Annotated in this window: 7 protein-coding genes; 5 read left to right on the top strand and 2 right to left on the bottom strand. The window is 60.2% G+C overall.

All coding sequences use genetic code 11. The annotated features are described in order from the left end of the window. The first annotated feature begins 441 nt into the window (after positions 1-441). From MTR65_RS19765 to MTR65_RS19745, 5 genes are all read left to right on the top strand, one after another. On the top strand, positions 442-1,992 hold the full coding sequence (locus MTR65_RS19765; RefSeq protein ID WP_243803266.1) for a putative bifunctional diguanylate cyclase/phosphodiesterase: 1,551 nt from the start codon (positions 442-444) through the stop codon (positions 1,990-1,992). A gap of 64 nt (positions 1,993-2,056) precedes the next feature. Beyond that, positions 2,057-4,093 carry a TonB-dependent receptor plug domain-containing protein gene (locus tag MTR65_RS19760; RefSeq protein ID WP_243803264.1) on the top strand — a complete coding sequence of 679 codons (2,037 nt, stop codon included), beginning with the start codon at positions 2,057-2,059 and terminating at the stop codon, positions 4,091-4,093. 11 nt (positions 4,094-4,104) lie between these two features. Continuing rightward, complete coding sequence (locus tag MTR65_RS19755) at positions 4,105-4,611, top strand: YfiR family protein (protein WP_243803262.1); 507 nt, start codon at positions 4,105-4,107, stop codon at positions 4,609-4,611. Between the two features lie 37 nt (positions 4,612-4,648). Beyond that, positions 4,649-6,871, top strand: coding sequence for a response regulator (locus MTR65_RS19750; RefSeq protein WP_243803259.1), 2,223 nt, complete (start codon positions 4,649-4,651; stop codon positions 6,869-6,871). A gap of 13 nt (positions 6,872-6,884) precedes the next feature. Further along, complete coding sequence (locus MTR65_RS19745) at positions 6,885-7,601, top strand: response regulator (protein ID WP_243803257.1); 717 nt, start codon at positions 6,885-6,887, stop codon at positions 7,599-7,601. A gap of 675 nt (positions 7,602-8,276) precedes the next feature. Here MTR65_RS19745 and MTR65_RS19740 read toward each other — a convergent pair. Then, positions 8,277-10,139: a hypothetical protein gene (locus MTR65_RS19740; RefSeq protein ID WP_243803255.1), complete on the bottom strand. Its 1,863-nt coding sequence runs from the start codon at positions 10,137-10,139 to the stop codon at positions 8,277-8,279. A 280-nt stretch (positions 10,140-10,419) separates the two neighbouring features. Further along, the gene (locus tag MTR65_RS19735; RefSeq protein ID WP_243803253.1) at positions 10,420-10,779 is read right to left on the bottom strand and encodes a hypothetical protein; all 360 of its coding nucleotides are present in this window, start codon (positions 10,777-10,779) and stop codon (positions 10,420-10,422) included. Positions 10,780-11,111: the final 332 nt, after the last annotated feature.

Genomic DNA, 11,111 nt, shown 5'->3' with positions numbered 1-11,111 from the left:
CACTTTGCGCCCTGCGTTCCACGAAACGCGTTCGTGAACGGCGGGGTCAAATTCTGACAATCCCATGACACATCTCCTATGGCCGTAATGGCCATAGGTAGAACGCATCAGCGCAGTTCGCCTCCCAGCGGAACGCTTGCCCCTGGATTGGCATCAGGGATCTCACGCACTGGCAGCGACCGGCCTTTGAAACGAGAGCTTGCCACCTCCCATTTCAGGGGCTGAGCCAGCGCATCGAACATTTTAGTAAGATTCATGGCTTATAGCGTAGCCATGGAACGAAAACGTTTACATTCCAGACTAAGGGGAGCTCCTGCGACATTGCCTGTCCTCGCGGGGCTTATCTCCGCTGGACTTACGTATGCCCTCTTGCAGGCTGCCCACAGCCATACGTTTCCGTTCGAACCTCTTCTCGTTCTTCTTCATGGAGGCCTGGGTATCGTGCTGGCTGGCCGGATCCTGCGGCTGAAGGACCTGGTCTTCCGGTTGCGCGAAATGCTCGGGTATCTCAACGAGAACGTGACCGGCGTCATTGATGCTCCGTCGATCGGCACGCAAGCACCTGAAATGGAAGGGGCGATGAAGGCCCTGGCCAGTCAGATGCACCGCCATGTCGAGGACTTGCGCGAGGCCGCTTGCCGTGACGGCCTGACCGGTCTGCTCAACCGGGTCGAAATGCAGAAGAAGGTGGAGCGCATTGTCGGCGGGGCCCCTGACGATCTGCAATGCGCACTTTTCTTCATCGACATGGATGGCTTCAAGGCGGTCAACGATACGCTTGGCCATCACATTGGTGACAGGCTTCTGCAGAATGCGGCCGACCGCCTGCGGATGGCGACCCAGTTGGACGCGGTGAACGAGGCTTTGCCCCCCGATACCGGGCAGCCGCTGACCTGCATCGCGCGATTCGGGGGCGATGAGTTCGTTTACTTCACGGCGCAGCCTGGGTGTGCGTCGCAGGCCAGCCGGATCGCCTCGCGTATCGTGAAGGTTCTGTCCGAACCCTTTGAAATTGGTCCCCACACCATCAACGTGAGCGCGAGTGTGGGTGTCGCTCTGCGTCCCGACAACGGGATGGATTACGCCACGCTGATCCGGTCTGCTGATACGGCCATGTACTGTGCCAAGGGATCGGGCCGCGGCTGCTACGAATTCTACGATCCGGTGATGGACATCACGGCGCGCGAAGAGGCCGAAGCGGAACAGGAGCTGCGCGAGGCACTGGTCCGTGGAGATCTCGAGCTGTTCTACCAGCCTCTCTATGATGTGCATTCGCGCCGATTGCTGGGCGCCGAGGCGCTGATCCGCTGGCGGCATCCCCGCAAGGGCCTCATGCTGCCACAACAGTTCCTGCACCTCGCCAATCGTGCCAACCTCGATATCCAGATTGGCGAGTGGGTCATTCAGGAATCCGTCAAGCGCATCGCCGAGTTCGAGCGCACCGGCTCGCCCGTCCAGATCTCGATCAATATCTCCCCTTCGCACCTTGAGCGTGGGGATTTCATCGCCACTGTGAAGACCGCGATCGGACGCTGGAAAATCCGGCCCGAATTGCTGCAGATCGAACTGACCGAGGAAAGCGCGTTGCGTGATCCGGAACTTGCCGCCGACCGCCTGCGGCAGCTGGCGGACATCGGCGTGACCCTTGCTGTCGACGATTTCGGAACCGGCTACTCTAACCTGGCGAGCCTGATCACTCTGCCGATCAGCAAGCTCAAGATCGACAAGTCGCTCCTCAAGGACATCACCATCCGGCCCGATGCCCGGGTCCTGGTGCAGACCATCATCAGCATGGCGAACAGTCTGGGTCTCCATTCCGTCGCCGAAGGCGTGGAAACGAAACCGCAGCTCGAATTGCTCTCGGCGATGGGATGCGATGTTGTCCAGGGCTTCCTGTTCTCACGCCCCGTCGAACTCAGCGCGTTTCGCAAGCTCCAAAGGCAGGGCAATTACATGGACGCGGACTTCGGCATTCTTAATACGGCTGCGTAAAATCAAGCACATGAAACCTTGCCTGTCCCGAACGAGCGCCCTCGTGGCCATCAGCGTTGCAGCCGTGAGCTTGCCTCTCGGGAGCAAGGGCTACGCTCAGTCCGTCACGGATCCTTGGAACGCCCCGCAGGACGCGCCGTCTAACGATCTGCTCGATGTCTCGCTGGAAGACCTGCTGACGCTGGAATCGACTTCGGTGGCCAAGAAGCGGCAGCGTGTCGTGGATTCCGCCAGCGCCGTTTACGTGATTACGCAAGAAGACATCCAGCGCTCGGCGGCGAGCACGATTCCCGAACTCCTGCGCGGTGTTCCCGGCGTCGAAGTCGGCCGGCAGACCAATGGCGGCTATGCCGTCACCATCCGCGGCTTCAACAGCCGTCTCGCCAATGCGCTGCTGGTCATGGTCGATGGCCGCTCGCAGTTCGTCTCGACGCTTTCGGGCGTGTTCTGGGACCAGTTGATGGTGCCGATCGGCGACATCGAGCGCATCGAGATCGTGCGTGGTCCCGGCGCCAGCCTGTGGGGCGCCAATTCCTCGAACGGTGTCATCAACATCATCACCAAGCACAGCGCCGATACCGGGGGTGTGTCGCTCGATGTCCGCGCCGGTCCGCGCTTCCAGCAGGGCAGCCTGTCCTATGGCGGGAGACTGTCCGATGCGCTGAACTATCGCGTCTATGGCACGGTGCGTCACGACAACGGCCTGGTCGATGCCGACGGAGACGATGTCGGGCGGCGATGGCAGGGCGGGGCTGCCGGAACGCGTCTTGACTGGCAGCCCGACCCGCAGAACGCCGCCACCTTTCAGCTGGACTATGCCAAGGGGAGTTACGATAATCCGCTACTCCAGGTGAACGAGGACCTGACCAATCCCGGTTATTCGACCATTCGTTCACGCGACGAATTCGAGTCTTTCAGCGTTCTGGGGCGCTGGACCCAGCAGGCGAGCGAGAGCTTCGACTGGGCCCTGCAGGCCCAGTACAACCACATCAATCGCTGCGAACTGGGCAATGCCTGCTTCGACTGGCAGCTGGCCGACTTGGACCTCGGGTTTCACTGGCGGGCCAGCGATGTCCACGACATCAATTTCGGCCTCGGCGCGCGTGTCCTGCACGATGAACTCGAAGGGCCGTACAATGTCAGGTTCACCGATCCCGTCGATACCGACTACTGGCTGAGCGGTTATATCCAGGACGATATCTCGCTGATCCCCGATACCCTGCGGCTGACGCTGGGCACCAAGCTGGAATACAACAACTTCACGGGTGTCGAAGTCCAGCCCACGGCGCGGATCTTCTACAAGCCGTTGCCCGAACTGGCGCTGTGGAGTTCGGTCACGCGTGCGGTGCGCACGCCGTCCCGCATGGAACGCGCGGCACAGTTCAACTTCACCGTCGAACTGCCCAATACCGCCACCAATCCCTTTCCCTTGCCGGTCTACCCGGTGCTGCTCGGTCAGGCCGACCGTGGGTCCGAACACCTCCTTGCCTACGAGGCTGGCGCGCGGTTCGATCTTGGCGGGAACTGGTCGCTCGATCTTGCCGGTTACTACAACGATTATCGCAAGATCACCGTTACCGTTCCGGGGGAGGCGTTCCCCCTGTTTCAGGACCCTGTACCCTATCCCCTCGGGCTGGGCCTCGCGCTTGACGTCAAGGGGATCGGCCGCGCGAAGACTTGGGGGGGCGAGGCGTCGCTTTCCGGGCGCATCATGCCATGGTGGAAGGTTCGCCTGAACTATTCCCACTTCGACTTTCACGTGCCGACAGACCCGCAGACCGGCAGCCCATACCTGCTGATCTTCCCACTCGAGGGCTCGCCACGCCATCAGGTTTCGCTGTCCAACAGCGTCGACATCGGCAGCTTCTTTTCGGTCGACAGCCAGCTGCGCCATGTCTCGCGCCTGGCGCAGGGACCGGTGCCAGCCTATACCGCGCTTGACCTGAAAGCGACCTATCGCCTGCCCAACGGGGCGGAGCTCTCGCTGATCGGGAACGACCTGCTGCAGGCGCGGCACGTCGAGTTCACGCAGCCGTTCTATCCCGCCCCGATGATGTACGTTGCGCGGACGATCTCCGCGCAGCTGCGCTTCCGGTTTTGACAGGGGCAGCCATGCGCAAACCGCTTCTCCTGCACGTTCTGGGCTCGGTCCTGTTCGCTGCCGGACCGGTGCGCGCGGCGCCGGTGGATCCGAACGCACTGAAGGCAGCGATCACGCTCAATCTGATCCGCTACATCGAGATCCCAGACGAGCGCGGTGACGGCACGATCAGGCTCTGCGTCCGACGTGATCTTTCCGCCGCTTCCCAGATGGCCAGATTGAACGGTCGGCGCCTGGAAAAGAGAACCATCGCCTACAGGTCCATCGATGATGGAGCTGCGACCGGCTGCGATGTGGTCATGCTCGGCGAGGCCGGACGCAGCGAGGTCCAACGCTATCGTCAGCAGGGCAGGGTTATCATCGGCGAAGGGGCGGGCATGCTGGACACAGGGGCAACGATCGGCCTGCTGCGCACCGGCAACCAGATCCGTTTCGAGATCAACCTCAAGGCGGCCCGCGAGGCCGGGGTGACGATCAGTTCGAAAATCCTGCGCCTTGCCGCGCGGGTGCAGCAATGACGGCAGCGATGACGGCAGGGCCTCGCGAGTTGCACGCATGATCATCGCCTTTCGCAAGAAACTGAAATTGCTGACGGGCCTTGCGGTCGCCTCGGCACTGACGGTATCGGCTATGGGGCTGATCGGCCTGCAGTGGAAGACCGACAGGGAGCAGGCGGAGCAGCGCTTCGTTCAGGCGGCCTCGATCATCTCGTCGAACATTGCGCCAGCCATCCTGTTCGAGGATCCGGCAGTGGCGGGCGAGAACCTGGAATCGATCCAGGGCCTCGACGGCATTGGCTGGGTCGAGGCCGTGCTGCCCGGCGGCCAGGTCTTTGCAAGCTACAATGCCGCGCAAGGCGCGCGGGCGGACCAACTGGCCTGGGAAGCCGTGGTGGAGCGCCCGATCCGTGTGGATGGACGTCAAATCGCCACCTTGCGCGTGGGCGTTCACTACCGGTCTTTGTCTGATATCCTGTTCGACAACCTGGGCGCCGCCGCGCTGATCACCATGGTCGCTTTCGCGATCGCGGTTTTGCTCAGCCACTGGATGGACAGGATCGCCCACAAGCCGATCGATACGCTGATGAGCGCAATGAGGAAGATCAGCGCATCGGGAGACTCAAGCGTCCGGCTCGAGCAGAGCGGCGATCCGGACCTGGCTGCCATCATCACCAGTTTCAACGCGATGCTCGAACGGCTGGAGCAGGGCAACGAGGCTCTTTCGCAAAGCGCGCAGGCCCTTCGCGAGGCACGCGACGCGGCCGAGGAAGCCAATGTCGCCAAGTCCCAGTTCCTTGCGAACATGAGCCACGAACTGCGTACGCCGCTCAATGCCATTATCGGCTATGCAGAAGTCCTTCGCGAGGAACTCGACATCCTCGAGCTCAAGCGCTCGCTCGAGGATGTCGAGTGGATACACACCTCGGCACACCAGCTGCTCGGGCTCATAAACTCGATCCTCGACCTCTCGAAGATCGAAGCCGGGCGGATGGGGATCGACCTGCATGAATTCTCCCCTTTGAGCGTCATGCAGGAAATCGAAGGAATGCTGGCGCCCATCGCGGCGCAGCGCAACAACACCCTTCATATCGTCACGGATCCTGACATCGGCGAGGCTTATTCAGACGCCACGAAGCTCAGGCAATGCCTTCTGAATCTCGGGGCGAATGCTTGCAAGTTCACCGAAAACGGGCAGATTTTCATTTTGGCACGGGCCGACGGGGAAGACCTTGTCTTCTCGGTGTCGGACACAGGGATCGGTATGAGCACCAGCCAGCTGAATCGGCTCTTCCAGCCTTTCGTACAGGCGGACGCGAGTACGACACGCCGTTATGGTGGGACAGGCCTCGGCCTCACCATTACCTGGCGGTTTGCGCATATGCTGGGCGGCACTGTCGAGGTCGACAGCGTCGAGGGCGCGGGTACGACATTCACGCTTCGCGTAAGGGCGAATCTTCGCGGACATGACGCAGGCGAGGACGATAGCCCCGAGGCCGTCCAGGCCGAGGCTGTCCTGGATACTCGCTTGCGCTCCACGGCCAAGCCACTTGCCCTGATCATTGAGGATCAGCCCAGTGCCCTGCAGCTGATGACCCGGTTGGCACAGCGCGCGGATTTTGAAACCATCTGCGCCGAGGAGGGGGAAACCGGCTTGCAGCTGGCCTACCAGCATCGGCCCGACGTGATCCTGCTGGATCTGACCCTGCCGCGCGTGAATGGCTGGCAAGTGCTTGAAGCTCTTCAGGCGGCTCCGGAACTGCGATCCATTCCAACCGTGGTTGTCACGGTCGATGATGATCGCAGCCGGACAATCGAAGCGGGCGCCGCAGACCACCTGGTCAAGCCCATTGATCATGGTGAACTGAACGATATCTTCATTCAGTATTCGCAGAAGCACACTGGTGCGATCCTGATTGTCGAAGACGATCCCGGCACAGCCAACCTTTACGCCCGCGGGCTGAACCAGATGGGCTACACGACCCAGGTCGCATCGGGCGGCGGCGAGGCCATGAGGCTTCTACAGCAACGCATGTTCGCCCTGATTATCACCGATCTGAGAATGCCGGACGGAGACGGCTTTTCCCTGATCGACAGGGTCGCAGAAATGCCCGAAGAGCAGCGCCCGAAAATCATGGTCGTGACCGGCAAGGTCCTGAATGAGGAAGATGGGATGGCGCTGACCAGCAAAGTGGTTAGGCTCATTCCGAAGAATGGCCTGTCTCCGCGCAAGTTGGGCCGGAACGTCCAAAACCTGGAAGTTCACGGCAATGCCGCATGATGGATGGTAGTTTATGCCTGGTATCTCGAACATAAGCGATATTCTGGTTGTCGATGACATGGAGGCGAACCAGGCTGTCATTCGCCGACGGCTGGAGCCCTATGGCTACCGGATACGATGCGTTGAAAGCGGTGCTGCGGCGCTGAAGGCGATTGCCGAACGTCTGCCTGACATCGTGTTGCTTGACTACATGATGCCGCACATGAACGGCATCGAAGTCTTGCGGATCCTGCGACAGGACCAGATGACACGGGAGCTCCCTGTCATCATGGTGACGGCACGTGCGGAAAGTGAAGCGACCATAGAAGCACTGGAAGCGGGCGCGGACGATTACGTCACGAAGCCGATCGATTTCCAGGTCCTGCAGGCCCGCATTGCAACGCACGTGTCCAAGCGCAGCAATGCCCACAACCTGATGCGCACGAATGCGGCGCTTGATGAACGCGTGGTACGCCGTTCAATGGAAATTGCGGATCTCGAGGACGAACTCAAACAGCAGGTCCTGCGTAGGCGCGAACTCGAAGCGCAGATAAAGCTTTCGCCAGAGCCGCTTCAGGTAAAGGGTGCGGCTGATGGTTTTTCAGAAATCAAAACGAAACTGACGATTGCTCAAGATAAGTTCGAAGTATTGTTTAATAGTGCCCTGTCAGGCAAGAGCGTGAATATTGCACAGATGGCAGAAGTTCGTCTGTTGCTAGCCAGCTTGGGGGACCAGATGAAGATGCTTTGACCGGATATCTTGCGCCAGCGGCCCTGATCTGTGTGCACGACTCCATTGCCGGCGGGAGTTATGCGAAGCGCTGAGACTCGTTTCACAAGCATCCTGGGGACGCGGCGATCGCCAAGGTAGCGCTGCTGCCGCACTCATGGCTTCAGTCTGCGGGCGATACGCTCGGGCTTCTCGCGGGCCTGGGCCGCCTATCACCAGTGCTATCTTTTTCAGCGACTGCTGGCCGGTGAACGAGGCTTTGGGAAAATACGCATGCCAGCGGCTTAGAGTCTATCGGTATGCCTGCTTGCGGGAGCCAAGCCCCCGTTGCGTATCACGACTAGGATGTCCGCTATCCTGCGGAAGTTTCTGCAAACTGGGCAGAGGACTAGGCCCCAGGCGCTGCCACCGTTGCCGCCCCTTTATGGACGCTCAGGCGCCAATTTCCGCGTTCCAAGAGCGGACGGCCTGCTCAGACTTGCTGTCTGCGGAGTCCCAGGACACATCTTCTATGGCTCTGAAGGCCATAGGTCGCACGTTTCAGGAAGTCGTGGCCTTTCCTGCTCTCCTGACGCGAAGCGGCAGTCTCTTCACCTCCTAGATGTGGAGGTTTGGCCCAAGAAGGTCAGCAGACTTATTGGTGACAGGCAATCCTGCAGGCTGCCCGGCATTCGCCGAACAGTCCGCGTCAGAGGATCAACTGAAATGGGCGAACGTGAAACGGTATCCGCTCTGTACAGGTGCGATATCCAGGCGCAGGGCAAAAAGCTCTTCGAAAGCGCCGACCAGCCACGCCTGCCGATCCGAGCCGAAGCCTTGGACGTCCAGCAGTTCGGCGACGGTGCCTGCAGACAGCACACCTTCTCCGAAATATCGGTACGCCATCAATTCGCGATAGAGTTTGCGGACGGCCTTGCGTTCGTCCTCGGACAGGGATGGGCGTCTGCGAGCACTGGCCGCTGCGGCCGCAGCCGGGGCTCCTGAGGCAACCGATACCGGCGCGAAGGCGCCGACCCCGCGCTCCACGAGCGCGATGAGCATGGGTGTACGATCAGACTGGAGATGCGCAAAGTCCACGACGCTGACTGGCCTTTGCGCACCATTGCCGATCGGTGCCATCCATGTCGCGGAAAGATCGATCTTCCCGAAAGGAAGCGGCTCCTTCAGGCTCAAGCCCGCCTTGGCGAAGATCCGGTTCATGAACCCCAGATAGACATTCGTCGTACCGGTTTCGATGAAGGGTGCCAGAAAGTGCGACTGTTCGGCGTTCTCGTTCGAGAACAGATCCAATTCGGAATACTGGCAGACCTGCGCGGACGGGTCATTCGACAAGTCGCGGTAAAGTGAGACGACCGCTTCGCGCGGGCTGGAAGCCCCTGAAAGGATGCGGTCTTCGTACTCTGCGAGCATGGCAAGGACGCTCGCCTTGGTATCCATGGCCACACCACTCTGCAAAAGAGGCCGCACCCGCTTCACCATGTCGCAGTGAAGCGCGACGAGATCGTTCTTCGCCGTGGCCGCCTGGGTCCCGCGCCTGGCCGCCAGGTTCGTATCAAAGGTCAGGTTGGCCGCGTCGAGGCCGTTGTACATCTCGGCCGCTTCGGCATGCTTCACGGCGGCGTTCGGATTGATCTCGTCGTTTCGCACGAGATAGAAACTCCTGCCAACGCTTTGCTGGCCATCGAGAACGCCGGTCACCTCGACCAGATAGTCGCCGTCCAGCCTGGGGGGCGCGATCCTACCTGAAAAGCGGCCGTCGGCCGCGACCGGGAACTGCCCGATCACGTTGCCGGAATAGGATGCCTGGGCTATCGCATTTGCCAGCGATCGGCCTGCCGCAAACGCGTCTTCGACATCCAGCTTCCCGGAAATCGCGATCTCCTGGCCGGGCGTTACATGATTTGTGGACGAGCGGATTTCGGTTACATGAAAATCGTCCACGAAGAACCGCAGCTCAAGCTGCTTCGAGAACGGCACGAAAAAGGTGTTCGGTGCAGCGCTCAAGGGACGGCCTTCGGGATAGGCACGATCCTGATAGCGCAGCGCGTCCACGTGCAGCGTCAACTGGTTGGGCGTGGCTGGATCGAACCTGCGCCCGCCGTTCGGCAAGGGCGCCGTCATCTGGAAGTTGCCATCTGCGTCGCTGGTCACCTGCCCGAAGCGGCGGCGCCGGCTCCGTTCGATTGCGGTGGTTTCGCCCCACATTCTCCAGGACACGTCGAACGTGGCGTTAGGGATACCCCAATATTGCCGCTCGATGCAGGGGTTGGCGCGCGCGCCGCAACCACTGAAGGCCCATTCAACATTGCCTGTAAGTGTATAGCCGCTGTCAGAGGCAAGATGGGTCCCGCGCGGTGTGTACCCTTTGGGCAGATCCAGATTGACCCGGATCATGTTGCCTGGATGCTGCATGTCACCCGGAGAGGGTCGCCAATAGTAGGTCGAGCCCTCGGTTTCGGGCTGGTCCGGCTCCATTGTGTAGATTTCAGCATGCGCGACAGGCGAAATCAGCAAGAAGGAGATGGCAGCAAGGCAAGAAAATCCATACTCTGACTTCACTGTTCACACCCCGCAGAAGATCGGTGTCAGCCTAATTCGCGAAGTTCGCTTGCGCAAATCCTTTGCATTTGAACTGCGGGGCATTTTCCTCGCCAAGAAGCGTGCGCCGGATCGGCCCTTTTTGATTACCTTCAGGTCTTGAGCCGATTCTAGAACGCCAGCTTTCAATTGGGAATCAGAGCCCGACCCTTCACGTACCTTCAGGCGTTAATTTTCGATCCCCACAAGCAGACGATCAGTTTACCTCACTGCTCGTCGAGCAGCGCAGGCGCCTTCGATGTCAGTAGTTGAAGGAGCTGTAGGCGTCATCAGCTTCGCTCGCTGCGTCGTTGGCCGCTCTTACAGCTTCGTCAGCAGCTTCCTGCATATCGTGCACTACGTATCGCCAATCTTCTCTCTGAAAGCGTTCAGCTTGCGACGCGACTTCCTCTGCGGCATCCTTTGCTCTCGAAGCTGCATCATTTGCGTCGGAAGCGGCAGATTGAGCGCCCTCTAACTGCTGCTGCAAACTCTCAGTCTCACTTCTGAGCTGGTCGTTTGCATGTTCAAGCTCAGCAACCTGATCCAAAAGTTCGTCACGGCTAGGGCTGTCAGAGCAGGACGTCAGGAGCAGGATAGGCAAAACAGCCAGAAACCGCATACTTTCACTCCGAAAGGAACTGAAACATTGAATATCAGCTGATCCTGCTCTCGCAAGCCGAGACGCTTTACCATACTGTTGATTGGCCGTTGAGACGCCTGAACACAAATCGCGCCAACGACCCTTTGTGGCCGTTCAGGCACCAATTTCCGCTCCTCAGGAGCGGACGGTCTGCTCATCCTTGCCGCATGCGAAAGCGGGGCCGGTAGGCGCTGCGTAGCAGGGTACATTCGCGGCGAATTACCCGTAGCAGAAGGGTTCAGGCTCCGCGCCTCAACGGGGAGCCTGAAAATCTTAGATTTCGGTGCCCTCCGCCAAAACCAAGGCGTCTT

It is taken from the genome of Novosphingobium mangrovi (genome assembly GCF_022818885.1).
GTDB lineage: Bacteria > Pseudomonadota > Alphaproteobacteria > Sphingomonadales > Sphingomonadaceae > Novosphingobium > Novosphingobium mangrovi.
This window is presented reverse-complemented; position numbering and strand designations above follow the sequence as displayed.

Bases quoted from the DNA above. Each gene is read 5' to 3' on its own strand.
- MTR65_RS19735 (WP_243803253.1), bottom strand. From the start codon at position 10,779: ATGCGGTTTCTGGCTGTTTTGCCTATCCTGCTCCTGACGTCCTGCTCT.
- MTR65_RS19750 (WP_243803259.1), top strand. From the start codon at position 4,649: ATGATCATCGCCTTTCGCAAGAAACTGAAATTGCTGACGGGCCTTGCG.
- MTR65_RS19745 (WP_243803257.1), top strand. From the start codon at position 6,885: ATGCCTGGTATCTCGAACATAAGCGATATTCTGGTTGTCGATGACATG.
- MTR65_RS19755 (WP_243803262.1), top strand. From the start codon at position 4,105: ATGCGCAAACCGCTTCTCCTGCACGTTCTGGGCTCGGTCCTGTTCGCT.